General features: G+C 69.1%; 19 protein-coding genes and 1 tRNA gene. 12 read left to right on the forward strand and 8 right to left on the reverse strand.

Annotated elements, in window-relative coordinates:
• Positions 1-70 precede the first annotated feature (70 nt).
• Both CACI_RS04285 and CACI_RS04290 read left to right on the forward strand, forming a co-directional pair.
• On the forward strand, positions 71-1132 hold the full coding sequence (locus tag CACI_RS04285; protein WP_012785095.1) for a TlpA disulfide reductase family protein: 1062 nt from the start codon (positions 71-73) through the stop codon (positions 1130-1132).
• Positions 1133-1187: 55 nt separating this feature from the next.
• Positions 1188-1880 carry a TetR/AcrR family transcriptional regulator gene (locus CACI_RS04290; protein WP_012785096.1) on the forward strand — a complete coding sequence of 231 codons (693 nt, stop codon included), beginning with the start codon at positions 1188-1190 and terminating at the stop codon, positions 1878-1880.
• Positions 1881-2351: 471 nt separating this feature from the next.
• Here CACI_RS04290 and CACI_RS49565 read toward each other — a convergent pair whose 3' ends face one another.
• Positions 2352-2762: a hypothetical protein gene (locus CACI_RS49565; RefSeq protein ID WP_143765142.1), complete on the reverse strand. Its 411-nt coding sequence runs from the start codon at positions 2760-2762 to the stop codon at positions 2352-2354.
• Between the two features lie 75 nt (positions 2763-2837).
• On the opposite strand from CACI_RS49565, the gene CACI_RS04295 reads away from it, so the two are divergent.
• On the forward strand, positions 2838-3698 hold the full coding sequence (locus CACI_RS04295) for a hypothetical protein (RefSeq protein WP_041540041.1): 861 nt from the start codon (positions 2838-2840) through the stop codon (positions 3696-3698).
• A gap of 40 nt (positions 3699-3738) precedes the next feature.
• Here the strand turns inward: CACI_RS04295 and CACI_RS52040 are convergent, their stop codons facing one another.
• Positions 3739-5538: a CDGSH iron-sulfur domain-containing protein gene (locus CACI_RS52040; RefSeq protein ID WP_012785099.1), complete on the reverse strand. Its 1800-nt coding sequence runs from the start codon at positions 5536-5538 to the stop codon at positions 3739-3741.
• Between the two features lie 100 nt (positions 5539-5638).
• Between CACI_RS52040 and CACI_RS04305 the strand changes: the two genes are divergently transcribed.
• From CACI_RS04305 to CACI_RS04315, 3 genes are all read left to right on the forward strand, one after another.
• A complete protein-coding gene (locus tag CACI_RS04305) occupies positions 5639-6277 on the forward strand; it encodes a TetR/AcrR family transcriptional regulator (protein WP_012785100.1) in 639 nt (212 codons plus the stop codon).
• A 160-nt stretch (positions 6278-6437) separates the two neighbouring features.
• Positions 6438-7793, forward strand: a complete 1356-nt coding sequence (locus CACI_RS04310) for a condensation domain-containing protein (protein WP_041540042.1) — start codon at positions 6438-6440, stop codon at positions 7791-7793.
• A gap of 381 nt (positions 7794-8174) precedes the next feature.
• Positions 8175-9365, forward strand: a complete 1191-nt coding sequence (locus CACI_RS04315) for a hypothetical protein (protein WP_012785102.1) — start codon at positions 8175-8177, stop codon at positions 9363-9365.
• Between the two features lie 193 nt (positions 9366-9558).
• On the opposite strand, the gene CACI_RS04320 is transcribed toward CACI_RS04315, so the two are convergent.
• The 3 genes from CACI_RS04320 to CACI_RS45080 all read right to left on the reverse strand — a co-directional run bounded on the left by CACI_RS04320 (position 9559) and on the right by CACI_RS45080 (position 13620).
• Positions 9559-9639: transfer RNA gene (locus CACI_RS04320), tRNA-Tyr, on the reverse strand.
• 238 nt (positions 9640-9877) lie between these two features.
• Complete coding sequence (locus tag CACI_RS04325; protein WP_190276723.1) at positions 9878-11452, reverse strand: AAA family ATPase; 1575 nt, start codon at positions 11450-11452, stop codon at positions 9878-9880.
• A 53-nt stretch (positions 11453-11505) separates the two neighbouring features.
• The gene (locus CACI_RS45080) at positions 11506-13620 is read right to left on the reverse strand and encodes a hypothetical protein (protein WP_012785104.1); all 2115 of its coding nucleotides are present in this window, start codon (positions 13618-13620) and stop codon (positions 11506-11508) included.
• Positions 13621-13922: 302 nt separating this feature from the next.
• On the opposite strand from CACI_RS45080, the gene CACI_RS04335 reads away from it, so the two are divergent.
• On the forward strand, positions 13923-14615 hold the full coding sequence (locus CACI_RS04335; protein ID WP_012785106.1) for a RibD family protein: 693 nt from the start codon (positions 13923-13925) through the stop codon (positions 14613-14615).
• 30 nt (positions 14616-14645) lie between these two features.
• On the opposite strand, the gene CACI_RS04340 is transcribed toward CACI_RS04335, so the two are convergent.
• Both CACI_RS04340 and CACI_RS04345 read right to left on the reverse strand, forming a co-directional pair.
• Positions 14646-15419 (reverse strand): YqjF family protein, encoded by a 774-nt coding sequence (locus tag CACI_RS04340; RefSeq protein ID WP_012785107.1) that lies wholly within the window; start codon positions 15417-15419, stop codon positions 14646-14648.
• Between the two features lie 19 nt (positions 15420-15438).
• Positions 15439-15855 (reverse strand): PPOX class F420-dependent oxidoreductase, encoded by a 417-nt coding sequence (locus CACI_RS04345; protein ID WP_012785108.1) that lies wholly within the window; start codon positions 15853-15855, stop codon positions 15439-15441.
• A 90-nt stretch (positions 15856-15945) separates the two neighbouring features.
• On the opposite strand from CACI_RS04345, the gene CACI_RS04350 reads away from it, so the two are divergent.
• From CACI_RS04350 to CACI_RS04365, 4 genes are all read left to right on the forward strand, one after another.
• Positions 15946-17535, forward strand: coding sequence for an alpha/beta hydrolase (locus tag CACI_RS04350; protein ID WP_223297721.1), 1590 nt, complete (start codon positions 15946-15948; stop codon positions 17533-17535).
• A gap of 91 nt (positions 17536-17626) precedes the next feature.
• Complete coding sequence (locus tag CACI_RS50970) at positions 17627-18331, forward strand: hypothetical protein (RefSeq protein WP_012785110.1); 705 nt, start codon at positions 17627-17629, stop codon at positions 18329-18331.
• 387 nt (positions 18332-18718) lie between these two features.
• Positions 18719-22159 carry a S8 family serine peptidase gene (locus CACI_RS04360; protein WP_012785111.1) on the forward strand — a complete coding sequence of 1147 codons (3441 nt, stop codon included), beginning with the start codon at positions 18719-18721 and terminating at the stop codon, positions 22157-22159.
• Positions 22160-22748: 589 nt separating this feature from the next.
• Entirely contained in the window at positions 22749-24197 is a 1449-nt protein-coding gene (locus CACI_RS04365) for an SDR family NAD(P)-dependent oxidoreductase (protein ID WP_143765693.1), read from the forward strand.
• Here CACI_RS04365 and CACI_RS04370 read toward each other — a convergent pair.
• Complete coding sequence (locus CACI_RS04370) at positions 24169-24933, reverse strand: helix-turn-helix domain-containing protein (protein WP_012785113.1); 765 nt, start codon at positions 24931-24933, stop codon at positions 24169-24171. The genes CACI_RS04365 and CACI_RS04370 overlap by 29 nt on opposite strands.
• Before the next feature lie 78 nt (positions 24934-25011).
• Between CACI_RS04370 and CACI_RS04375 the strand changes: the two genes are divergently transcribed.
• Positions 25012-26238 carry an alpha-L-fucosidase gene (locus CACI_RS04375; protein ID WP_012785114.1) on the forward strand — a complete coding sequence of 409 codons (1227 nt, stop codon included), beginning with the start codon at positions 25012-25014 and terminating at the stop codon, positions 26236-26238.
• Positions 26239-26392 lie beyond the last annotated feature (154 nt).

The raw sequence follows: 26392 nt of genomic DNA on the forward strand, positions 1-26392 counted from the left end.
CTTGTTGCGCAGTCGTGATAACGACGTTATCGTTCTTGTAACGACGTTATCGAGTGCCGAGGAGGCCGCCATGAACTTCACGATCTTGGACGATCACCGCGATGTGGCCGTCGACGCGCGCATCGCCGGTGATGGCAGGGTCCTGATTCCCATCGCCGAGGTCCCCGGTGCTCTCGGCTGGGAACGCAAGCCACAGGGCTGGTGCCGGGGCGACATATGCATACCCGCACGGGTCGCCGCCGGAGTCGAGCGGGACGGCAACTTCGTGGACTTGGCGGCGTTCGCGGAGTTGGTCGATCGCCCCTACGCGGCCGTGCCCGGCTTGGGTGTCGCGGCCGTCGGCGCTTCGGCTGCTGAGCGTGCTTCCGCTCTGGCCGAGGGGGAGGCGCCGGACTTTGAGCTGCGCGATGTGGCCGGCGTCGCGCACCGCTTGAGCGATCTGCGCGGACGCAAGGTGGCGCTGGTGTTCTGGGCGTCATGGTGTGGCTGCCGCTACGACCTGCCGGAGTGGGAACGTCAGCATGTTGCGTTGAGCCCCGAGGGCTTCTCCGTGGTGAGTGTGGCGATCGACCGCCGTCCCGCCGACGCCGAACCGTGGATCAAGGAGGCGGCAGCGACCCACCCGGCGCTGATCGACGCTGACGGCACCGTCGCCGACCGCTATCAGGTTCTGAACGTCCCGACCGTGGTCTGGATCGACGAGGAGGGCCGCATTGCCCGCCCGAACGATACCCAGTTCGCCACCGACCTCTTCCGCTCCATGAGCGGCCTGGACTCGGCGCGTGCCATGGCGGCGCTGGAACGCTGGGTCCGCAACGACGACAGCGGCCTGACCGCCGACGACGTCGCCACCTACGCGCCCCAAGTCACCGCCGCCCAACAGCAAGCGCGCACGGAGGCGGCACTGGCCCTGTGGCTCCACCGCGCCGGCCACCCCACGGAAGCCGCCGCGCACTTCGCCGAAGCCGAGCGTCTGGCGCCCGAAGACGTGACCATCTGGCGCGGCTCGATGCCCCTGCTCGGCGCGGATCCCATGGGCGACGAGTACTTCACACGCCGCGAGGCACTCGCCGACGCAGGCATCCCGATCTACCGCCCTCTGCCCGATTGGCAAGGCGCCACGAAGGAGTGATCGCTACAGTGACGCTCGGCTAGGCGGAGCCGACAACCGACAGCGGGAAACGGACATGAGTACGAAGCCTGAGACCACGAAGCCTAAGAGCGCGAAGCCCGAGACGACGGACGACTACGAGCCGATCGCCCCCGGCGTCTACGCCCGAGCCCAAGCCCTCGGCCAGGAGGTGCTGCGTGCCTCCCTGCTGGACGTCGCCGCCCAACTCCTCGCCGCCGAAGGCCCGGCCGCCCTGACCATGCGCCGCATCGCCACCGAAGCAGGCTGCTCCACGATGGTCCTGTACAAGCACTTCGGCTCCAAGGACGCCATCGCCGCCGCCCTGTACCTCGAAGGCTTCGCCCGCCTCAAGCGCCACCTCGACGCCGTCCCCCGAGGCGACGACCCCGCCGAACACCTGGCCGCCCTCGGCCGCGCCTACCGCGAGAACGCCCTGGCCGAACCCAACTTCTACGACGTCATGCACGGCCCCGGCATCCCCGGCTACACCCCCGACGCCGAAGCCACAGCAGCCGCCAACCAAAGCCTCGCCGTCCTCCACGAAGCCGCCCAACACTGCATCGACACCGGCATCTTCCGCCCCAACGCCGACCCCACCGAAATCACCGAAGTCCTCTGGGCCGCCGCCCACGGCATCATCAGCCTAGAAAGAGCCGGCCACATCCCCCCCACCACCGCCCCCCACCGCTTCCGCACCCTCACCGCCGCCGCCGCCGCCTCCTTCACCACCCCCGCCCCCGCCCCCTAGCGCAGGCGAGAGAACCAGCAGCGCTTGTGAGGGCAGCCGCAACCGACCCGTCGCCCAGCCAGCGCACGCGGGAACATCGCCAGCATCCGCATCGCTGCCGCCTGGCTAGGGGTTGGGCTGATCGTGGCTGAGTGCCCGACTTTGCCGCCTAGCCAGCGCACGCCGCAGCACCGGCAGCATTCGCCTTTCTGCCGCCACTCCCTCCGCGATTAGCCCGACTCCCTGCCCGCTACCTAGCTGGTGCCTGCCGGAAGCAGCCCCAGCCGACTTGCCGCCTAGCCAGCGTGCGCGGGAGCACCAGCAGCATCCGCCACTTTCGCCGCAGGTAGCCCAACTTCCTGCGCGCATCCTCGCCCCGCCGGCCAGCTGGCGCTTTCGCGAGCAGCGGCAGCCGATTCGCGCCTTTGCCACGGCTCCCGCCCGGGTAGCTCAAATCTTGCGCGAGTACCTGCTGCCTACTGCCTTGGCTGATCAGTAGCCTGATGCAGCTTCTCCACCGTGCTGAGCGTCGATTTCGCCTCTGAGCTGCTCTTCGCAATGCCGGGCGCGGTGCTCGTCCTCTGCATGACGCCGAGGCGGGCCGCCGGATACGATCGGGCGCTCGTCGGCGTTCGATGAGCTGGACCAACGGGGGTTTATATGAGTGCGGGCAGCCATGATCCGAGCCAGCCGGATCCGGTCGCGGATGCTGAGACGATCGCCATCCACTACAGCCCGGCATCCGCGTCGGAGGGTTTGTCCGCCGCGAATGGTGGTGGCGACGGTGCGCCCTCGCAGGGTCCTGGCAATCGGCGGCGGATCGCTGTCGTCGGTGGCGTCGCCGTGATAGCCGTCGCGGCGATAGCTGGGGCGCTCGCTCTGAGCAGTGGTGGTGGTTCGCATGCGGCAGCTGCGTCGCGTCAGGATTCGCAGATCGGCGATGCCAGCGGGCCTTCGGGCGGCGATCAGGCGGGCGGTGTGGCAGCAGGTCGCGCGACGTCCGAGCAAGGTGGTGGCGGCGCCGCGGTCGGAAGCTCGTCGGCCACGGGTTCTCTCGGTGCAGTCGGCGGGCAAAGTAGCCAGCCCGGCGCGCCCAACGGATCCTCGACGAACTCCGCGCAGCCGCACGACTCATCGAGCCCGAGCAAGCCCGGCCAGTCGTCCGCATCCGGCGGTGCCCCGAGCACCGGCGGGGGCAATCAGCCGACGTCCGCGCCGCCGCCCGGCGCTCAGCACCCGGCGTATGCGGGACGGCTCGCCTCCGGTGCGGCGCAGTCGTCGTCAGCGTCGGCGACGCTGCGAACCTCCGCCGCCTCGCCGGGCAGCGGCAGCCTGCTCCTGTCGGTGATGCTCACCAATACGCACTCCGGCGCCGTCGGGGCGTCCGACAGCGCCGGCAACAGTTACTCGGTGATCGCCGACCAGAGCGACGGTGCGGGTGACCGTACCCTGATACTCGCGGCGGTGGGAGCGAAGTCCCTCGCGGCTGGCGGGTCGGTGACCGTCACCTTCCCTACCTCCTCGGAGCACCACGCTGCGCTCGACGCCTTCTCCGGCGTGAGCGCGATCACCGGTCACTCTTCGGCGACGGCCGCCTCGGGACCGTTCGCATCGGGCGCCGCCTCCGCGTCCGGCGGCGGCATTGTCTTCGCCGCCGCCGGAATCCAAGGCGGGGAGAACGCCACCTGGTCCGCCGGCTTCACGGCCCTCCCGACCCTCCTCGTCGCCCCGGCGGACCAACTCGCCACGGCCTACGAGAGTGCCGGATCCGGCAGTGCCCAAGGATCAGGGTCCTGCAACCACCAGTGGATGGCGGCAGTCGTGACCCTGGCCGGCTAACCCGGCTGACCCGGCTGGAAGGCTCGCCCGCCCCAAGGCATTAGGCAGGTTTCCCAGCCCGAATCCACCGCTCGAAGACATCCGTCTTCTCCCTCGGCCAGGCGCCGTCGCACGGCATCGACCCTTGCCGGAGCCGGCCGAGGATCGCCTCGGCATGCCGACTGACGTCGTCGTGCGACCACAAGTCGAAGACGAACTTCATCGATCGCCTGTCCATCTCCCTGAACAGGGTCCTGATGTGTGCGTCGAAGCTGAGCGGCGCGTCGTTCGCGGGCAGCGTCATGACAGGTCCTTCCGGATTGGTTTGTACGGCGAGAGCGGAGACTCGGGCATCTGGCGTCGCGCCGCACACCCACCACCAGCGCGGTACCGGCATGTGCGGTGGCGGGTGGGCGCCCGGCTGGGAGTTCTCCACGGCGATGCGCGAGCCCCACTCGATGTAGGAGACGAACGCCGCGCGGAACTCGGGGTCGCTCGGCAGCCCGGCTTCATCAGCCGAGCGCACGATGAGCTGCGCCCAGCGCGCGCGCTGCTCCTCGCTGAGGCCCTTGCCCGCGTGCTGCCCGACCATTCGGTCGTAGCCGCCGTAGGTGTCGGTGTACACGGTCGGGCCGCCGAAGGTCTCGCCGAGCCAGGCCGCCACGCGTTCCGGATGGTCCGGCGACATGTTCGCGAAGATCGGCGCGAGCAGCGGATCGGCCGGTACGTGCTTGGCGTAGAAGATCCGCGTCATCCTGGTCAGCGCCGGCAGCCCGCCGGCCCACTGGAAGAGCGTCGGCTCCGAGGGCGCGGGCGGATCCTGGAAGTCGACGTACCAGTGCATGCCGCTGCAGAACGGCTTGTTCTGCGACTGCCCGCAACGGCACAAGCTGTAGTGCTCGGTCGAGGATCCCGCATTCCGCGGCTCCGGCTCGCCGTCAGCACCGGTGAGCGGAATCGAGCCGGTGACCCGGTAGGGACCGTCCTTGGAGACCTCAATCGCCGCCGGCCGATCCTGGTCGACTTGTTCCCGGGCCTCACGGTCGTCGATCGCAAAACTCAAGGCGCCCGACGGACACGCCCGAACCGCCCGGACGATCTCGTCCATGCGCCCCCCGCTCGGCGCCACGAAAGGCTCCTGGCCCTGACGGAACACGGTCGGAAGACGGTCGGTGCACAGCCCCGAATGAGCGCAGATCCCGCGATTGTCCAGGACGGTGACCTGCTGCCCGGGATACGTGTCCCGCCGATCGGCCACGCGTGCCGGACTCTTGGCGCCGCTGAAGCCGTTCGTCGCATGCGCGCCGTCGCAAAACGGCTTGGTCGCCGAGCCTCCGCAGCGACACAGCGCCATCTGCGGACGCAGCGGCAACGGCTCCCCTAGCCAGGTGGTCAAGTGGCTGGCATTGGTGACGAGGTAGGGACCATCCTCCGACGCCTGGATGCTGGTCGGCAGATCGCCCTGTAGCGCGGCCAGCCGTGCGATGCGTCCGGCGACCACCGCAGGATCGGGAACTAGCCGACAGGCTAGGTCCTGAAGTGCCGCAGTAGCCTCGATCAGCGGAGCGGGCACGCCAGTGGTGGCGCGCAGCCGGGTGGCTTCCTGGGTGAGACGCCAGAGCTCGGCGTCGATCGACGGCTCCTCGGCGGTAACGGGGTCGTCGAGCGTTCCGGCTACAAGAAGAGCCAGAGGCCTGATAACCGATCCGTTCAGCTGCACCGAGGCGCCGCGGAGCAGCTCGGCGTCGATCTCGCCGTCATAGGTTCCGGACAAAGCATCGGCGACGCGGCGCTCAAGCCGGCGCGCGCCCGCCAGCAGCGCCGTCGGGGTGGTCAGGTCGGTGTCGTTACTCGTAGTCATCTGCGTTCGGTCCGAATCATGGAGGTTCCTCGGGTGTCCGTGAGGGCAACACGACTTATCAATACGGTACAGGTGTGTATTGCATGGATACAATTCAGGGGTGCACCCAGGGAGAACGCCACAGGTCGGAGGCCGCTCAGCGGGCCAGGGGCGGGCCCGTGACAGCACCATCGACGCCCGCATCCTCGCAGCGGCCAAGCGCCAGCTCGCGGTGCTCGGCTACGAAGGGATGTCGATCGCGGCGGTCGCAGCCGAGGCCGGCACCACCCGGCAGGCCCTCTACCGCCGCTGGCCCAGCAAAGCCGACCTGGCCGGCGCCGCCGTCGCGAGCGCCGAGGACGCGCCGACGGACCCGCCGCGCGAGTCCCCGGGCATCGCCGACCCCTTCGCCGACCTGGTCGCCGAACTCACCGACTTCCAGCGCGGCGTCTCACGCCCGGGTCGTCTGTCCCTGGTCGGCACGATGCTCCAGGACAACACCGAGCGCCAGGTCCGCGAACGCTACCAAGCCCGCGTCATCCATCCGCGACGCCGCCGGATCGCCGCCATCCTGCAAGCCGCCCAAGACCTCGGCCTGATCGACCAGGACGCAGACCTCACGGTCGCTGTAACGATGTGTACCGGCAGCTGGTACGGCCGCGCCCTGGCCGGCGACCCGGTCCCCGCGGACTGGCCGACGCGCACCGCCGCGCTCGTGTGGCGTGCCGTCGGCGGGGATGTCCGCAGAACAGGGCACTGATCCAGTCACGGGCGTCCAGCCAGCAATAATCGTGTTCTTACCGAGATTTATCAGAGTCTTGCATCGCTGAGTCGACTGGCCGACGATGGTGCGGTGCGGGGCCATGGGGGCCGAGCTCCGTCGGTGCGAGGGGGCGGTGGCGATGGCGATAGCTGGACCGATGGTCGAGACGGTGCTCGGCGGCGTGCGGATGACGGACCGGATCGTCGTGCCCTTCGAAGGTCCCGGTGCTGGCATCGGTGAGCTGACCTGGGGGCAGCAGAAAGTCTGGACCCTGATGCAGCAGGCCGGAACGTCGCTGAGCATGGGTGGCGCGGTGCCCGTGGCAGATGGCCGGACGGTCCAGGATCTGGCTGTGGAGCTTGCGTTTTTCATGTGCCGTTATGCATCGATGCGCGTCCGCATTCGGTCGGGCGAGGACGGCGCTGTGGTCCAGGAGGTGTCAGGCTCAGGCGCGCATGCGCTGGGCATAATCGACGTCGCGGACGACGAGGACCCAGCTCTGACCGCTCAGCGCCTAGCGGACCAGTGGGACGCGACGCCGTTCGATCACGCGCAGGAGTGGCCGATCCGGATGGCGGCGGTGCGCGCGCGGGGCGTGGTGACTCACGTGGTCGTGACGATCTCCCATGTAGCTACAGACGGCGCCGGAATCGCTGTCATGCTCACGGATTTGGCCGAACGTGACCCGGTCACCGGCGAGCCGAAGAACCCGGCGCCGACGATGGGTCCGCTGGAACTGGCCGCACAGCAGCGGACGCCTGCGGGGCAACGGCAGAACGAGGCTTCGCTGCGTCATTGGGAGCGCATTCTCCGCTCCGCCAGCCCGCTTCGATTCGGTCCGCACGTCGACCGTGGCGAGCCGCGTTACCGTCGCGCCTACTTCGAATCCAGGGCGCTGCACATGGCATCGAAGGCAGTCGCCGCTCGGCTCGGCGCGCCGGAATCGTCCGTCATGTTGGCTGGCTACGCGGTGGTTGTGGCGCGGCTGACCGGGATCAATCCCTCGCTGATCCAGGTGGTCGTCAGCAACAGGTTCCGTCCCGGCATCGCGGACGTCTCGCATCCGTTGTCCGTGAACGGCTTGTTCATGGCGGACGCCGCGAACGTCTCCTTCGACGAGGCTGTCGAACGTACCCAGCGTGCCTCGGCTCTCTGCTCGAAGTACGCCTACTACGACCCGAGGCAGCTCGAAGAGCTGCGTGCGCGCATTAGTGAGGAACGCGGCGACGTCATCGAGCTCTCGTGCCTGTTCAACGACCGCCGCCTCGGCGCCGATACCGACGTGTCCATGCCGGCGCCGTCCAGACAGGCGCTGGACGCTGCCCGGGACGAGAGCACTTTCCGCTGGGGCGAGCCGTTCGCCGAGTACCTCGACAAGCTGATGGTCCAGGTCAGCGCCACATCTGACGCGGTCGAACTGGAAGTCCAGGTCGATACGCACCACGTCTCCGCAAACGAAGCGCGCGCGCTCGTGCTGGAGCTTGAGTCGCTCGTGGTGCGGGCGGTCGGTTAGCCACAGGTCTGCCATCGAAGCCGCCACCTCTCGAGAACATCAATAGATGACAAAGCCTTGTGTTAGAGTCCCGCGGTCGACTCCCCCCCACAGAGCGTCGACCGCGGGACAGTGCCATCAGAGGCCTGACACGATCACAGGGATCTGCATCGGTCTCTGAGGTACCAACGGATGTTCTACACCCGGGGATCTCGCGGCAGAACCGGCCCGAATGTTTGCATCGCGCTTGCGTTTCTCACGCACTACTCACGGCGTCACGAATCACGCCAGATGTTCACCTGGTCACGGGAGGCCGGGCTCCGGTGGGTTCGCATCCAAGGGAGTTGTTCAGGGCGGCGTAAATCGGTGCCCAGGTTCGGCAGCCTGCGCTAGGTTCCAGCCATGTGGCGCAAGAGGGGGACGTCGAACCGCGACGAGTTCGGACACGAGGTCGCTGAGCGGATCCGGGCGGCGAGTCCGGAATCGGATGTCGAGTATTCCGCAAGCGATTTCACTGTCGCCGTCAAACCCCGCAGCGGCACCGGAGCAGGCGGCGTCCTGTCCCTGAAGCGGTTCTTCGCCGAACGCGAGGGCCTGGACGAGGACGGCCGCCGAGCCCAGATCGACCGCTTGGTCGCCATCGTGACCGCGCCCTCCGTGCCCGAGGGATGGGCCGAGGTCCGGCCGATGCTGATGCCCGTGCCGCGCCGCGCCGACTTCGGCCTCGCCGATGGCCGCGACCCGCTCCTGTCGCGGCCGTTCGCGCCGTGCCTTAGCGAGCTCGTGGTCGTCGACCAGAAGGACCGCATGGGCTATGTCAAAGCTTCCGACCCCGCACAGTGGGGAGTGACCGCGGACGATGTCTTCGAGGCCGCGCACGCGAATCTCACCGCGCAGTTCTCCGACATCCTGGACCGGCGCACCGACGCCCCCTCAGCGACCAGCTTCATGGGCGCCGGCCACACCTACATGGGATCGCTGCCGCTCCTAGACGGCTGGCTGGCCACCTGGGCCGCAGGCTGGGAGCAGCGTCCCCTGGTCTTCCTGACCGAGTTCACCGGCATGCTCATCTGCCCCGAGCCAGCCGACCCCACCGAGCTGAAACAGCGGCTGGCGGACGCCGAGCAGGAGTGGACTCGCGATACCCGCTCCATCTCACCCGTCGCGTACACGACCGACGACTCAGGCCGCATCGTGCCGTACGACGTCCCCGCAGACCATCCGGCACGCGCCGCGGTCCGCAGGTCGTGGGCCCTGTTGGCCGCGGATACCTACGCGACCCAGACGAAGCTTCTGCGCAGCACCTCGGACGACCCATTCATCGCCGCACTCCAGCTCTTCAGCCGCTCCGACGACGGCCTGACCTTCACCCTCGCGACCTGGAGCGCGAACCAGCCCAGCCTCCTGCCGCCAGCGGACTGGATCGCATTCGCCGGCGAGGGAGACGACCACTTCTTCCTGCCCTGGGACGCCGTGGCAGCCGAGGTCGACCTAATCCCCGAGCCCGGCTACCACCCGACGCGCTACCTGGTCGAAGCCTGGCCTGACCCGAAGGTCATGGCGCGACTACGAGCCCAGGCCGGGATGCCGTAACGAGCAGCCCTCGCCGAGCCCTCGCCGTTCAGGTCTCGGATACCGATTTCGCCGTATAGCGCGCAGCAGTAGCTGTGACATGTATGAGACAGAAACCATGGTCCACAGCCGTCCGGATCGCACATTCATGGGACTGCACACAAAACAGCCCCTGACCAGAGTTCACCTGGTCAGGGGCTGTTTTGCCTGCTTGTGGCGGGTGAAGGATTCGAACCTTCGAAGCTTTCGCGACGGATTTACAGTCCGCTCCCATTGGCCGCTCGGGCAACCCGCCAATAGCGCGTCCCGCGGGTCCGGTCTGGACCGGGTCCGTGGGGCGACGGCACAACAATAGCGGATCGCGGGGGGTGGTTCGCCACTCGGTTCTTTGGTGGGGTGGGTGGGGTGGGTGGGGTGGGTGGGGTGTGTGATCTTCGGGTGGGCGGGAGGTGGGGTTGTCGGGTTTTCGGGGTTGGGGGTCGGTGGGGGTGTGGCCGGGCGGCGTGGGGTGCTCCGGGAGGGGGGTTGGCGCCTCAGTGGCGGAGGTCGCCTGATGCGCCGAGGAGTCTGCGGGTCAGTTGGTGCTGGGAGCCGCCGAGGATTTCCAGGGCTGCGTCCAGGTGTTTGGCGCTGACGTGGAGTCCGTTGGCGGGGGTGGGGGCGGTGTCTTGGGTGTCTTGTTCGTTGAGGGAGATCAGTGCGGCTCGGCGGATCAGTTCCTTGATGAAGGATGCCGTGACGCCTGCTGTTCGCTCGATCAGGGTGTCGGCGCTGCTGAGGTCCAGATCCAGGCTGCCGCGGTAGAGCTCGAGGAGGCGTGCGCGGCCTTCGGCGTCTGGGAGTGGTACTTCGACGGCGTGGTCTACGCGGCCGGGGCGCATGGCCAGGGCTGGTTCCAGGGTGTCTATGCGGTTGGTGGTGAGGAGGAAGGTGACGTCGGCGTCGCCGTCGAGGCCGTCCATCTCGTTGAGGAGTTGGAACAGGAGCGGGGTGGCGGTCATGTGGGCTGAGCGGTCTTGGGCGATCAGGTCCACGTCCTCGACGACGACCAGGGCGGGCTGGAGGGCGCGGGCGATCTCGCAGGCTTGGCCGATCAGGCGCAGGGCGCTGGCGGTGAGGACGACGACGGTGGTCTCGGGCAGCCGGCTCATCAGGTATCTGACGGTGTGGGTCTTGCCGGTACCGGGCGGGCCGAAGAGCAGGACGCCGCGCTTGAGGTGCTGGCCGTGGGCGAGGAGGGTTTCGCGGTGGCGGTTCACGCCGAGGATCTGCGCCTCGATGCCCTCCAGCATGCCGGGCGGGAGGATCAGCTCCTCGCGGTCCATGACCGGGCGGTCGTGGAAGCCCAGGGCGGACTGGTGCGGGCCGAACATCTCGGTGCCGAATTCCAGGACGTGGCCGCGGTAGACGCTGAACTCGATGGCCAGGCGGCGGATCTCGGCGGCTGCCTTGCGGGCCAGGGCGCGGTCGGCGCAAGCGATCTCCAGGCTGACGTCCTGCTGCGGGCCGCGCATTTCCGTGCCGCGGAGCAGGATGGCCAGCGGCGGGCGCGGGTCCTCGGTGCGGTCGCCGTCGTCGGGACCGTCGAGGCCGTCCACGAGATACAGGCCGCACTGGACGCAGGTGCGGGTCTGGTCGCCGGGACCGGAGGGCTGGTCGGTGAGGGACACGCCGCTGACGGCCATGCCCTGCGGCCCGGACTCGTAGAAGAGGTCTGACAGGCCGAACATGCGGTGGCGGAAGCCGGCCATGCCGGTCAGGCGGTACGGGGCGCCGTTGCGGGACAGCCAGCGGTCCAGGGCGCCCTGGACGTTGACGTGCTCGTAGGGCGGCCAGGTCGCGGTGGTGACGGGGAGCAGGGCGGCTTCCGGGCCGAGGTGCGCGGTGAGCAGGTCGGCGAGGCTGGGCGCGGCGGGGGGTGCCGGTGAGGTGGGTGCGTTCGGGTCGGGCGCGGCGTTCGGGCTCGCGGCGTTCGGATCGGAGGCGGCGTCGGCGTTCGCGCCGGGGACGGGGACCGGGGAGCGGCCACCGTGCACAGATGTGACGACCATTCCTGAGCCGCTCGATACGGCGTCGTTGCGGCGCGGCGGCATCGGCTGTGACGACATGGGGTCCACCATGCCAGCGCATCAGGGGGCTGAACCAGGGGTGGCGCGCTGGCTTATGCGCGGTTGACGGCCCGTGCCACGCCGGCGGCGATGGTGGTGGCGAGAATCCAGCCGGCGGCGGTGAGCAGATAGGCGATCCACTGCCAGCCGCCGGTCGCGATGTAGGCGCGGCCCTGGCCGAAGTTGATGACCGGCAGGAGCAGGTCGAGGGAGTAGATCAGGGGATTGAAGGGCGGCGCTTTGTCCGGTCCGAGGGGCACGGGGTGGTGCACGCCGAACACGACCACGCCGGTGATCAGCAGCGCCGCGAGCCACCCCAGCGCACGCTCGGGACGATAGCCGTAGCCGACAGCCGCGTCCTGGATCAGACCCCAGGGCCGCGCGGCGAGGGAGAGGGTACGGCGCCGGGCACGCTGCTTGGCGAGCAGGACGCGGCGCGCTTCGCCGTCCAGGCCCTGGCGGCGGTAGACGGTCGCGAGCTGCTCATAGGGACCGGGACGGTAGCCGGCGGACTCGCGCGCCAGCCACGCGATGCGGGAGCGGACGGGCCCGGGCTCGGCGATGCGCTCGTAGACGAAGCCGTCGCGGGTGAAGTGCGGAGGCCAACAGGCGGGATCGTCGTTGAGGACGCCGACTTGGGCGTTGGCGAGGTGGATGCCGCCGGCGGGCGGGGCGGCGAAACGGAGGGTGAGCTCGCCGGCGTGAAGGTTGCCGAGGAAGAGGAGGTTGGGGGGTGGTGGCGGGGAGGTGGGGGCGGACGATCGCGAGCTAGGTGCGGCGGCGGCTGAGGCAGCGGAACTGGTACTGCTGGGACTCGGGCTGGAGGTAGAGACAGGAGCTGAAGACGAGGCTGGGTCAGGGGAGAGCGAGTTAGGGGCAGGTGTGGCGGTGTTGGCGGTGGTGGCCGCGGTAGGGCTACCGGAGTTGCCGGGAGTACTGGCGACAGCGCTAGTCCCAGCGCTTGGGAGGGGACTCGGGCTGGAGCCAGCGCTTGGGTCGGAACTCGGGCTGGAGGTAAAGCCAGGAGCTGAAACCGTTCCAGCGCCAGGAAAACCCGCTGTGGCACCTCCGCCGAAGACCGGCCCGAGCCCTAACTCTGTGACCGAGCTGACCAGGCGTGCCTCGCGGAAGTCGAGGTCGTTGGCGATGTGGGCGCTGGTGAAGCGGAGGGCGCCGGCGGTTTGGGTGGTGCGTAGGCGGGCGGCGCCGCCTATGTCGGTGTAGCGGGCGTCGAGGGCGGTGGTGCCGTTGCCTCGGAGGGTGGCGGCGTCGAAGCGGGCGTGGCCGGCTATGTGGGCGCCGGTGATGCGGACCAGGCCGTCGCTGTCGAAGCCTCGGTAGCACTGGAGGTCGGCGCCGATTTTTGCCTGGTAGGCCTCGAGGGTGGTGGCGCCGGGGTTGCTGAGTTTGGCGTTGGCGAGGCGGAGGATGCCTTGGATGTCGGCGCCGGAGAGGCGGACGGTGCCCTCGGCGTGCAGGTCGTCGGCTAGGAAGTCGCTGCCGACTTGGATGCGGGCGGCGTCCAGGGCTTCTTCGGCGGGGGCGTGGAGGCGGGCGCGCTCCATGCTCATGACGCCGTCGACCTTGGCGTCGCGCAGGACGGTGCGCCCCTGGATCGTCGTGCCCCACAGCATCAGGTCGCCGCCGACGCGGATCCGTTCGGCGCGCAGGGCGACGTCGCCGGGGTGGAGCAGGTGCGCGTCGGTGATCAGGAGTTCGCCGCCGATGACGGCGTGGTCGAGGCGGACGCGTCCCTCGACCCGCGTCATGTGCATCACCACGGTGGCCTCGACGCGCGTCAGGGAAGCGTTCAGGCCCGCCAGGCGCGTGCCGCGCAAGTTCAGGCGGCGCAGGCGGGTGTCGTGCAGGTCGATCTCGTCCTGGAACCAGCAGTTCGCGAAGCTCAGGGAGTAGCCGAGTTCCAGGTACTCCAGCTCCAGCGGTCCGACGATGCGGGCGCCGACGACTCGCAGCGGCGCGCGGCGGTCGCCGGCTTCCTCGATCAGCCCCCTGATGAACGCGGCGCGCAGCGTGCGCTCCGGTCCCCATGTGGCGCCCACCGAGCGCGTGTCCGCCGCCGGGTCGCCGGTCTCGAACGACGTGCGCCCGCCGGCCAGGAAGTCCGTCCGGACTCGCTTTTCGCTGTCAGTGAGACCGGTGAGGCGCATGTGACGTTTTTATCGTGGCTCTGCCAACTGGATCGAATCCTGCGGCGGAGTGCCCTTCGGCCGGCGCGGCTCGCGGACGCCGCCGTCGGGACCGCCGGGCCAGTCGCGTCCACCGCGCTCGCGGTCCCGCTGTCTCGCCTTCTTGGAGCGCATGATCCGTTTGACTCGCGTTTTCACCGTCATGCACTGGCAACGCCTCCGGGAAAACCCAGGGTTCCGGATCGGAGATCGCGTACTCTCTCGGCGAACAACAGCAGGCCGCCTGCCCGGCGTCTGGACTGAGGCGATGCGACGATGACTGCATGCCCGAGCGCCCCCACGTCATCCTCAGCGCCGCCATGTCCCTGGACGGCCACCTCGACGACACCACCCCCGACCGCCTCATGCTCTCCGACGACGCGGACTTCGACCGGGTGGACGCGCTTCGGGCGGCGTCGGACGCGATCATGGTCGGCGCCGAGACCATCCGCCGCGACGACCCCCGCCTGGTCATCCGCGACCCGGAGCGGCGGGCCGACAGAGTCCGGCGCGGTCTGGCGGAGCACCCGGTCAAGGTGACGGTGACCGGCGCCGGCGCGCTGGACCCCGAGGCTCGCTTCTTCACCACCGGCGGCCACAAGCTCGTCTACTGCGCCGACGCCGCCGTGCCGACGCAAGCCGACCGCCTCGCCACCGTCCCGGACACCGAGGTCGTGGCGGCCGGGGCGCTCGTCGATTTCCCCGGCATCCTCGCGGACCTGAAGCGGCGCGGCATCGAGCGGCTGATGGTCGAGGGCGGAAGCTCGCTCCACACCCGGTTCCTCGCCGAAGATCTCGCCGACGAGATCCATCTGGCGATCGCGCCGTTCTTCGTCGGCGACGACCAGGCTCCGCGTTTCGTCCGCGCCGCCGAGTTCCCGCAGAACGCGCGGCATCGCATGACCCTCGCGGAGACCCGGCCGATCGGGGATCTCGTCTTCGTGCGGTATGTGATCGAGAGTGGAAGCGGAAGCTGATCGAAGCAGATTAAGGCTGGTGAGGGTCGGTCAGGGCCGGCGGTCGACGGCATAAGGCCGCGCGAACCGCACCGCCACGCCCGGCGAGAACAGCACACTGTCCGGCGGCCCTGAGGCGACCCCGGGCAACCCCGCGGCGGCGACCAGATCCTCCTCACACGCCAGCAACTCGGCGTGGTGCAAAGGCCATCGCGGATGCGCGTTCGGCATATGCACGGTCCGGCCGGCGAGCGTGAAGTGCAGTCGCCATCGGGCGGTCAGGAAGTGGTCGAGCGCGGACGGCGTCTCGATCGCGGGACCGACCCGCACCCCGATGATGCTCCGCGAAGGCGGCAAGCCGGGCTCACGGCGCCGCGAGCCGTACCAGTACTCATCTCCGGAGCGGTACGCCGACATCCGCGCCCAGCGGTACGGTAACCGGAACGCCGTCCGCGCTGTGGCCACCGGCAGCAGGCGCGAGGCTTCCAACGACCGGAAGACCACCCCGCGCCGCCCTGCCGCATCGACCGAGTACAGCCGCACATTGGTCTCCGGGAAGGTCCCGAGATAGGGCATTCCGGGCAGCGGCCACCACCCGATCCGGTGCATGCGGAAGGCGATGAGCCCGACGTAGGTGGCGCCGTCGATGACATCGGGGCGCACCCCGGCCGGCAGCAACGGTGCCACCAGAGCTGGATCGGCGGCCCAGTGCAGGAACGTCGCGTCCAGCCAGGACTGCGTCATCAGCGGGCGGCTAGGCAGCCGTGGCGCATCCGCGGTGACCGGCTCGGGCGCCGCTGCCTTCGCCGCCTCCGCCGGGCTCATCGCCTCCCCCGGATCCGTCTCAGACCCCCATGCCGTAGGCGTGCGTCACCCGGATGCGCAGCACCAGACGCTTGTCGGCGACCATCGCGGCGCGGTACTCGTCCCAGTCCGGGTGCTCCTTGCCGGCGGCGGCGCGGTAGAGCTCCACCAGTTCGTCGACCGTGGCGTCGTCCGGGCTCTGGGCGACCGGGGACAGGTCGGCTTCGCCGTCGTACACCGCGTACTTGTACGTCTCCGGCTGCACCATGACCGACACGCGAGGGTCCCGGCGCATGTTGTGGGTCTTGGCGCGGTCGTCGGTGATCGAGATCCGGATCACCTGCTCGGCCGCGTCGTAGGCGTAGTTGATCACCGACAGCTGAGGCCGTCCGTTCTTCTTGATCGTCGCCAGTGTGGCGCCGCCGCGCGCGCCCAAGAGTTCCAGGAAGGCATCCATGTCGTGATTCTAGGGTTGGGATGAGGTGATACACATGAGCGCATGAAGGTTTTCGGGGCACGCCGGGGCAGGACCATATCCGTCGTGGCGATGCTGCTCGGTGGATCCCTGCTGGCCGGCTGTACGACGTCCGGCTCGGTCGGCGGAGGATCCTCGTCCTCCGGCGGCTCCACGGGATCGTCGGGGTCGGCGGGCGCGCTGCCCAGCGGCAAGTACAGCACCCTCCAGGCCTTCGACGGCCAGCAGATCTCCTGGGGCGCCTGCACCAGCGCCCCGGCCGACGACCCGACCGCGGACCTGAGCGCCTTCCAGTGCGGCACCGTCACGGTCCCGCTGGACTATGCCAAGCCCGCGGGCAAGGACGTCGCGCTCGCGCTGGTGAAGTGGCCGGCCGCGGACCAGGCGCACAAGGTCGGCTCGCTGTTCACCAACCCCGGCGGGCCCGGCGCCTCCGGTGTGGACTTCATCGAGGAGTCCAAGTCGCAGTTCGACGGAGCTCTGCACTCCCACTACGACATCATCGGCTTCGACCCGCGCGGTCTGGGCCGCAGCGACCCGATCACCTGCCTGGACGACAAGACCCAGGACAAGCTCTACGAGGTCGACCCGCCCAAGGACGCGACCGCCCGCGCGCAGAAGGCTCAGCAGGACGCCAAGACCCTGGCCTCGGCGTGCGAGAAGAAGTCCGGCGATCTGCTGCCCTACGTGGGCTCCAAGTATGTCGCGCAGGACATGGACCTCATGCGCCAGGTCGTCGGCGACAAGAAGTTGAACTACCTCGGCATCTCCTACGGCACCTACATCGGCTCGGTCTACGCCGAACAGTTCCCGGCCAACGTGGGCCACATGGTCCTGGACGGCGCCGTCGATCCGAACGCCGACCAGCTCGAGTCGAACGTCCAGCAGCAGGTCGGCTTCGAGCAGTCGCTGGAGAAGTTCGCCTCCGACTGCGTCACCAACTACGCCTCGCAGTGTCCGCTGTCCGGAAGCCCGGCGGCCGCGGCGCAGCAGCTCGGCCACTTCATCGACGGCCTGCAGGACCACCCGCTGCAGACCGGCGACCCGAACCGCCCGCTGGACCAGACGCTGGGCTGGACCGGCGTCGTCATCGGGCTGTACGGCGACGTCGGCTCCGACTGGTGGAAGTACCTGCGCGACGCGCTGGGCAAGGCGATGAAGAGCGGCGACGGCTCGGAGCTGCTCGCCGGCGCCGACCAGTACAACGGCCGCGACCCCGACGGGCACTACAGCACCGAGCAGGACGGCCTGATCGCCGTGCGCTGCGCCGACTTCACCACCCCGACGCCCGACGCGGCGGAAGTGCAGACCGCGTACAACCAGCTCAAGTCCGGCGCCTCGATCCTGAACTCCGAGCTGGCGCCGAGCGACCTGGCGCAGCCGCTGTGCGCGAACTGGCCGTTCCAGACCCAGGAGAAGCCGCACACGATCAAGGCGCAGGGCTCGGACACGATCCTGGTCATCGGCACCACCGGCGACCCGGCGACGCCGTATCAGAATGCTGTGAACCTGGCGAACGGCTTCGCCAACGCGCGGCTGCTCACCCGCGTCGGGACCGGGCACGCCGCGTTCGGCAGCGGCAACGTCTGTGCCCAGTCCGCGATGGAGGCGTACCTGGTCAGCGGGACGCTGCCGCCGCAGGGGCAGCGCTGCACGGCGTGAGCCGGCGGTGAGAGGGGTCGCGGACGGGAACCGTTCGGCGTCCGCGACCCGTTGAGATCACGGAAGTGTCAACGAATTTGGGGGGACACCCGTGATCTGCTTCTTCGATCCGGCACACGGCCAGGCATCAGTGAACGTCATGTGGCAGCCGCAGTGGGGGGTGGCACGACCGGTCGAGGTCTGCCAGTACTGCGCGCAGCGCGTCCAGACGACCCAGCCGCCGTACTACCAGCCGGTCCAACAGCAGGGCTATCCGCAGCAGGGCTATCCCCAGGCCGGCTACCCGCAACAGCAGGGCTACCCGGCGCAGCAGCCGGGGTACGCGCAGCAGGGGCAGTACCAGCAGCCGCCGCGCCAGGGGCACAGCACCGGCGCGATGGTCGGCGCCGGCGCGGCGGGGCTGGTCGGCGGGATGCTGCTGGGCGAGATGCTCGAGGGCGATGACACCAAGCGCGACGAGCAGCAGGCGTACGAGCGCGGCTTCGAGGAGCGCGGCTACGACGACCAGCGCAGCGAGTACCAGCAGCAGGAGTTCCAGCAGCAGGAGTTCCAGCGCGACCAGTACCAGCAGCCCGAATACCAGCAGCCTGATTATCAGCAACCGCAATACCAGTCGGAATACCAGCAGCCTGAGTACCAGCAGCCTGAGTACCAGCAGCCCGAGTACCAGCAGCCGGAATACCAGCAGACCGACTACGGCAGCGGCGGCGACTTCGGCACCGACTACAACGCCGGCGGGTTCGACGGCGGCGGCGACTACACCAACGACAGCGGGGACAACGGCGGCTTCTTCTGAACCGCGCGAAAACCGTGGCGGTTCGCTGAAATCGCCGCCTCATATAAGAGTGCTAATACGCCGTCGGGGCAAGGATCGCGATCCTTGCCCCGACGGCGTTTCTACCCTCGACACCCTTGCTCACCCCTTACCGAGTAGACGCTTCCCCGCACGCATATCACGAGGTGAGCGTAAGTCCAGGCGTGTCGCAACGTAGAGCGCCTACGTCTTTCTGAGGTTCCTGACACCCTCTACTGTGACGAGTATCGATCATCGCAATGCCCAGACGTACGTCTAGACGCATTGCCATTCTCCGCCGCTCGTTGCAACACCCTGTTAAGCACCACCGGGTTCCACCTCAAAGGGGGCGCGCGGCGGCGTGGCCGCGCGCCGGGAGAAAGGCACATTATGCAGTTTGCCCGCAAACACCGCATCGCGGTGGTCGCGGTCACGGCGCTGGGACTGGGGATCGGCACTTCCGCCGCCGCCCTGGCCGCTCCGGCGCCCGCCAGGCCGTCGGCGGCTCAGCAGTTGGCCGCTTTGTCGACCGGGGCGAAGCACCCCGTGATCGTGCTGCTGAAGAACCAGCACCCCGAACTGTCGGTCAAGACCGCGAAGGCCCAGCGCAAGGCGGCGACCACCGCCGACCAGACTCCGCTGGTGAACAGCGCGCAGGCGACCGGCGCTCAGGACATCAAGAAGTTCTCGGTGATCAACGGCTTCTCGGCCAAGATGACCGACGCCGAGGCCGCGAACCTGCGGCAGAACCCGGGCGTCGAGGCGGTCGTCACCGACCAGCAGCACGTCGTGAACACGCTGACCGACGCGCAGAAGTTGGCCATCGCCGACTCCGCGGGCGGTACGGCCGCGGGCGCCAAGCCCGCCGCGACCGGCGCCGACGGCCAGACCCCGGCGGACAAGGTCATCCCGGGCACCTGCCCGACCGACCCCAGCAAGCCGCTGCTGGAGCCGGAGGCGTTGCAGACCACGAACACCGCCTTCACGAACAAGAGCCAGCCGCAGGCCCAGAACATCGTCGACGGCAAGGGCGTGAAGGTCGCGTGGATCGCCGACGGGCTGGACGTCAACAATCCGGACTTCATCCGGGCCGACGGCTCCCACGTCTTCAGCGACTACCAGGACTTCTCCGGGACCGACCCGAACGGCGACGAGAGCGGTGACGAGGCCTTCGGCGACGCCAGCTCGATCGCGGCGCAGGGTCTGCACAGCTACGACCTGTCCAAGTACGTCATGCCCGGCCACCCGCTCCCGGCCGGCTGCAACATCACGGTCCGCGGCGTGGCTCCGGGCGCCTCGCTGGTCGGCCTGAACGTCTTCGGCGCGGCCAACCTGGTCTTCGACTCCACCGTCGTGCAGGCCGTCGACTACGCGGTGAACGTGGACAACGTCGACGTCATCAACGAGTCGCTGGGCAGCAACGCGCAGCCCACCGAGGGCCTGGACATCACCAGCCTGGCCGACGACGCCGCGGTCGCCGCCGGCGTCACGGTCGTCACCTCCACCGGCGACGGCGGCGTGACCAACACCGAGGGCCAGCCGGCCGTCGACCCGAACGTGATCGGCGTCGGCGCCACCACGACCTTCCGCGACCAGGCGCAGACCGGCACCGGCGGCGCGCGGAACCTGGCGAGCAGCTGGGCGTCGAACAACACCGCCGCGCTGTCCTCCTCCGGCACCAACGACCGGGACCGGGTCCCGGACCTGGTCGCGCCGGGCCAGGGCGGCTGGGCGCTGTGCAGCCCCGAGGCGCGGTTCAGCGCCTGTGTGGACTACAACGGCAATCCGGCCTCCGTGGAGGACTTCGGCGGCACCAGCATGGCCTCGCCGCTGGTCGCCGGCGGCGCCGCGCTGGTCATCGAGGCCTATGAGAACACGCACGGCGGGGCCCGGCCGGCGCCGGCGCTGGTGAAGCAGATCCTCACCTCCTCGGCCAGCGACCTCGGCCTGCCGGCCGACCAGCAGGGCTCCGGTGAGCTGAACACCTACCGCGCGGTCCGGATGGCCATGTCCGTCAAGGACGGCAACGGCTCCCCGGCGGCGCAGGGCGACGGCCTGATGGCCACCACCGGCACCGGCGACACGCAGATCTCGCTGATCGGTACCGGCGGCTCGAAGCAGAGCGCGTCGGTCACGCTGACCAACACCAGCCCCACCATTCAGACGGTCTCGGCGAATGTCCGCGAGCTGGACACCACGGTCGCCGACATCAAGGGCACCAAGGCGGTGGACTTCACCGACCCGAACTCGCCGTGGTTCTACGAGGGCTACACCCTCGGCACGCCCGGCCTGCAGCGGCACTGGTTCAGCACCACGTTCACCGTGCCGGCCGGCGCCGACCACCTGACCGGCATGGCGACCTGCGCCTGCACCGGGACCAGCACGCTGCTGCGCCTGGTGCTGGTCGGTCCGAACGGCGAGTACGAGAACTGGAACAGCCCGCAGGGCACGACCAACTACGCGACCGTGGACCAGGCGAACCCGCCGGCTGGCAAGTGGACGGCGTACTTCTACGCCAACGCCAACGCCACCGGCTTCAAGGGCAACATCAGCTATGACTTCCTGGCCACCAAGTACAAGGACGTCGGCTCGGTGAGCCCGGCGAGCGCGGTGCTCAAGCCGGGGCAGTCGCAGAAGTTCACCGTCAAGCAGACGCTGGCGCGCAACCCCGGCGACGTCTCCGCGGCGCTGGCCTTCTCCACGCCGTTCCACCAGGTCACCACGATGCCGGTGACCAAGCGGACGCTGATCTCCACGAATAACGACGGCGGTTCCTTCACCGGGACGCTGACCGGCGGCAACGGCCGCGCGAGCACGCCGTCGCAGACCGAGTCGTACTACTTCGACGTGCCGCGCGGCAAGAAGAACCTGGCGATGGACCTGACCTTCGCCGGCAGCCACGCGGTCTCGGCCTTCCTGGAGTCCCCGGACCACCAGGTGGTGTCGCTGAGCACGAACATCGCGGTGGACGCGCAGGGCAACGAGAACCTGCTGCCCTCGCTGACCGGCTACGTCGACGCCCCGGCCGCCGGCCGCTGGGTGTTGTTCATGGACGACATCAACCCCGGCGTGCTCTCCGGCGACCTGGCTGACACCTACAACGGTCAGCTGCGGTACAACGCGGTCGACGCCAGTGCCATGGGCCTGCCCTCGGGCAAGCTCGCAGCCGGCAAGGCGGTGACGGCGAAGGTGACGATCAAGAACACCGGCGCGGCTCCGCTGACGGTGTTCGCCGACCCGCGCCTGAACAGCAGCGCCGACTACGACCTGCCGGCGCAGCAGCCGCTGGGCGCGACCGTGGCCCTGCCGTTCGCCACCACCGGCGCGCAGCCCTCCTTCCAGATCCCGACGCACACCACCGAGCTCCGGGCGTCGCAGTCCTCGACGATCCCGGCGGACTTCTCGACCAGCGGCCCGTCCGGCATGCCGGAGGTCTACGGCGTGTCCAAGGGCCTGACCGCGGGCGCCACCGTCGACTCCCCGTGGCTCACCCCGGGCATCTGGGGCCAGGACCCGACCCCGCTGGGCCCGACGAACGCCGCGGTCACCGGCAGCGCGACCGAGGCCGAGAGCGTGACCACGCTGGCCTTCGACCGCACCGCCGCGGCCTCCACCGGCGACCTGTGGCTGACCGGCGTCGACCCCAGCGCCCCGGCACTCGTGCCGGTGACGATCATGCCGGGCCAGACCGGGACCCTGACCGTCACCTTCACACCGACCGGCGCGAGCGGCAGCAAGGTGAGCGGCGTGGTGTACGTGGACACGTACAACGCGGCATTCGGCACCGCCGACGAGCTGACGGGCCTGCCCTACAGCTACACGGTGAAGTAGCAGCGGCGAACCACCTGCCGCACCACCTGTCGCACCACTGACGGCGGGCGCCCGGACCTCGGCGGTCCGGGCGCCCGCTGTTTCGCGCACCGATCAGTTTTTGAGAAGCCCGCTCAATTTCACCGCCGGGTTGGGCGGGTGCCTGAGCCGGATGGGTGAAGGTTGCGACAACGCGGGCGGTCACCTTTTACGTGCTCCAGATAGGAGTTGTCGCGTGGAGGGCAGCGGGGCAGGGGTGCGGTGGTGCGGCGGGGGAGTTGCGGAGCGGTTGCGCTGCGGCAGGACTGCGGGGTGGCAGGAGCAGCCCTGAGCGGCAGGTAGATTTGTGCGGGTGATCGAGCGGGGTGAAGTGGACGAGTTGGTGGGCCGCGTGGCTGATGGGGCTGCGGGGGTGGGTGAGGGTTTCGGCGGCTCCGGTTCGCATGCCGATTCGCGTTTCGATACCCATGGCGGTTCGCATTCCGATACCTATGCCGACTCGCATTCCGAGTCTCATTCCGATTCCCACTCCGCTTCCGACTCCGATTCGGGTGCGGAGGACTTCGGGCCTGGCATCTCGGCGGAGCGGCTGGCGCTGCTGCTGGACATCATGGCTGAGGTCGAGTTGCTGCCGACGGAGCATCCCGATGCGGTTGCGGTGCGGCGGGCTACGGCTGGGGTGTACAAGAGCGTCAAGGTGCGGCGGCGGGCTGAGCGGCAGGCGCGGGTGATGGAGGCGGATCGTGCCGTCACCGCTAAGACCGCTACTGGTGCGCCGAGCCGGCTTGATGACGAGACCCAGGGGTTGCCGCTCAGTTCGGAGACCGCCGAGTCCGGTAATGCGGTGGCCGGTGTGCTGAAGCGCGAGCGGAGTTGCTATATCTGCAAGGTGCGTTATCGCGAGGTGCACGCGTTCTATCACAATCTGTGCCCCGACTGCGCTGCCGAGAACTGGAAGCGGCGTGATGCTCGGACCGACCTGAGTGGCAAGCGTGCGCTGCTTACCGGCGGGCGCGCGAAGATCGGCATGTATATCGCGCTGCGGCTGTTGCGGGATGGCGCGCATCTGACCATCACCACCCGCTTTCCCAATGATGCCGCGCGCCGTTTTGCCGCGATGCCGGACAGTGGCGAGTGGTTGCATCGGCTGCGGGTCGTCGGGATCGATCTGCGGGATGTGGCGCAGGTGGTGGCGCTCGCCGATACGGTTGCCGCCGAGGGTCCGCTCGACATCATGGTCAACAATGCCGCGCAGACGGTGCGGCGTTCGGCGGGCGCCTACGAGCCGTTGATCCGCGCTGAGTTCGAGGCGCTGCCGGACGGGCCGTTGCCGGAACTGATCTCGTTCGGGCGGTTCACCGGTTCAGGGCTGGTCGCGCTGCCTGGGCAGACGCGGTCTTCGGAGGCGATCGCGGCGGATCTGGTCGGCGTGCGGGCGTCCGGGGTGGCTGCGGTGGGGGATGTCGCGGGAGCAGATCTGGTCTCGCTCGCTCTGACGGCCGGCTCGGCGACGTTGGATCGGATCACGGCTGGCACCGCCATTGACGCGGGTGGGCTGGTTCCGGATCTGGCGGACACGAACTCGTGGGTGCAGACCGTCGAGGACGTGGACCCGATCGAGCTGCTGGAGGTGCAGTTGTGCAACTCGACGGCTCCCTTCGTGCTTATCAGTAGGCTGCGTAGCGCGATGAAGGCGTCGTCGTCGCCCCGGAAGCACATCGTCAACGTCTCGGCGATGGAGGGTGTTTTCAGCCGCGGCTACAAGGGCGCGGGGCATCCGCACACCAATATGGCCAAGGCCGCGCTCAACATGCTGACGCGGACCAGCGCGCGCGAGATGTTCCAGACCGACAGCATCCTGATGAACAGCGTCGACACCGGCTGGATCACCGACGAGCGGCCGCATCCGGACCGCGTCCGGCTGGCGGACGAGGGCTTCCACGCGCCGCTGGACCTGGTCGACGGCGCGGCGCGGGTCTACGACCCGATCGTGCGCGGCGAGCAGGGCGAGGACCTGTACGGCTGCTTCCTCAAGGATTACGCGAACGCTGGTTGGTAGGCGACTGCCGCAGCGCGCGGGGTGAGGCGCCGAATGCCTTGCGGCACGTCTTGTTGAACGCTTGCAGGTCCGGGATTCCGACGGACGCCGCGATCGCCGTGACCGAAAGCGTGGACGCCTGGAGCAGGTGGAGCGCGCGTGCCATGCGGCGTGAGGCGATGTAGCCGACGACGGTGTCGCCGACGTGTTCGTGGAACAGGCGGGTGAGTTGGTTGTGGGAGACGCCGGCGATGCGGGCTAGTTCTGCGACTACCAGCGGTTCGGCTAAGCGTTCCTCGATACGGCGGATTACTGCTGCGACTACTGGGTTCGGCGGCGTAGCGGCGGCGGCATCTGCGAGGTCTGATACGCGCCACAGTGCTGTCCATACTGCTGCTGCCGAGCGCGTCGGCGCTGTGGGGAACGCTGCCACTGCGTCGAGGAGGAGTTCGCGCAGGATGGGCAGTGCTGGACCGGCGTCGCCGACGAAGGGTGCGCGGCGTCCGTCCATGGCGAAGTGGACGTAGAGGTGCTCGGAGCGTCCTCTATAGCGGAACTCGACGGTGGTTCCGGGCGGGACGAGGCTCACGGTTCCTGGACGCAGGTCGAAGCGCTCGCCGTCGGCGGCGAAGGACGCGCTGTAGCTGTAGAGGTGGAGCTGCCACAGGTCGGGGAGGCGGAAGACGTCCACGGCGGTGTTGATGCCGTGGACTCCGACGCCGGCGTTGACGACCAGCGGCGGCTTGATGAGCTCCATGGTGAAAAATTACCAGTATCGGTGATCCAGACCGATCAACAGCACAGCTTCGCGCGCCTAGCGTGGTGAACCGTGACCATGCAGCCCTGGTTCGCCGACGCCAAGCTCGGCATCTTCGTCCACTGGGGGATCTACGCCGTCAACGGCATCCCGGAGTCCTGGTCGTTTTACAACGGCGAGATCACCTACGAGAACTACATGAAGCAGCTCGAGGGCTTCACCGCGAGTGCTTACGACGCGGGGGAGTGGGCTCGGCTGTTCAAGGCGGCCGGCGCGCGCTACGCGGTGCTGACGTCGAAGCACCATGACGGCGTCGCCTTGTGGGAGACGGCCGAGAACGATCTGAACGTCGTCCAGCGGACGCCGGCGGGGCGTGACTTGCTGGCGCCCTATGCGGAGGCGATGCGGGAGGCCGGACTCAAGGTCGGGCTGTATTTCTCGCACCTGGACTGGTCGCATCCGGACTACCCCTTCCATTCGCGAGAGGAGTTCGAGGGCGGCACGGTTGCCGAGGATCCGGAGGCGTGGGCACGCTTTCTGGCGTTCCATCGCGCGCAGCTGAAGGAGATCGTCGAGGGCTACGCGCCGGACCTGCTGTGGTTCGACGGCGACTGGGAGCGGCCCGAGGAGCAGTGGCGGATGGCCGAGCTGCGCGAGCAGCTGACCGGGATGAAGGCGGACATGGTCTTCAACTCCCGGCTGCTGGGGCACGGCGACTACGCGACGCCCGAGCAGGGCGCGCCGATCACGCCGCCGGAGGGCCCATGGGAGCTGTGCTACACGGTGAACAACTCCTGGGGCTTCCAGCGCAACGACCAGGACCACAAGCCGCTCAGCCTCCTGGTGCGCACCTTCGTGGAGACCATCTCCGGCGGCGGCAACCTGCTGCTGGACGTCGGCCCGCGCGCCGACGGCTCGATCCCCTCGGAGCAGACCGCACGCCTGGAGGCACTCGGCCGGTGGATCCGCCGCAACGAGCCAGCGATCTACGGCACGGTACGCGGCATCCCGGCGGGGCACGTCTACGCGCCGACGACGCTGTCCGCGGACCGGCGCACGCTGTACGTGTTCTGCCACGACCCGCCCCGCGACCCGGTGACCATCAAGGGGCTGACAAGCCGGGTGAAGCGCGTGACGGCCCTGGCGACCGGCGAGGAGCTGACGCACCGCCGCTACGGCGGCTTCGACACGATACCGGCGGTCCTGGCGATCGACCCGCCGAGCGCGGCGGACCCGGTGGTGACGGTGCTGGCGCTCGAGCTGGAGGGGGAGGTGGAGTTGTATCGGGGGGAGGGGCGGAGTTGAGCTGGAGGGGGACTGGAGTTGTGCCGGGGGAGGGGCGGAGTTGAGCTGGCGCGGAGATGGGTGGCGCCGGCGGCAAAGGGGCGGTGCTGGCGGTCGAGCTGGGGGGAAGTGGAGCTGTGCCGGGGGAGGGCGGAGTTGAGGTAGCGCGGACGGG

This window comes from Catenulispora acidiphila DSM 44928 (assembly GCF_000024025.1).
In the GTDB taxonomy this organism is placed as follows: domain Bacteria; phylum Actinomycetota; class Actinomycetes; order Streptomycetales; family Catenulisporaceae; genus Catenulispora; species Catenulispora acidiphila.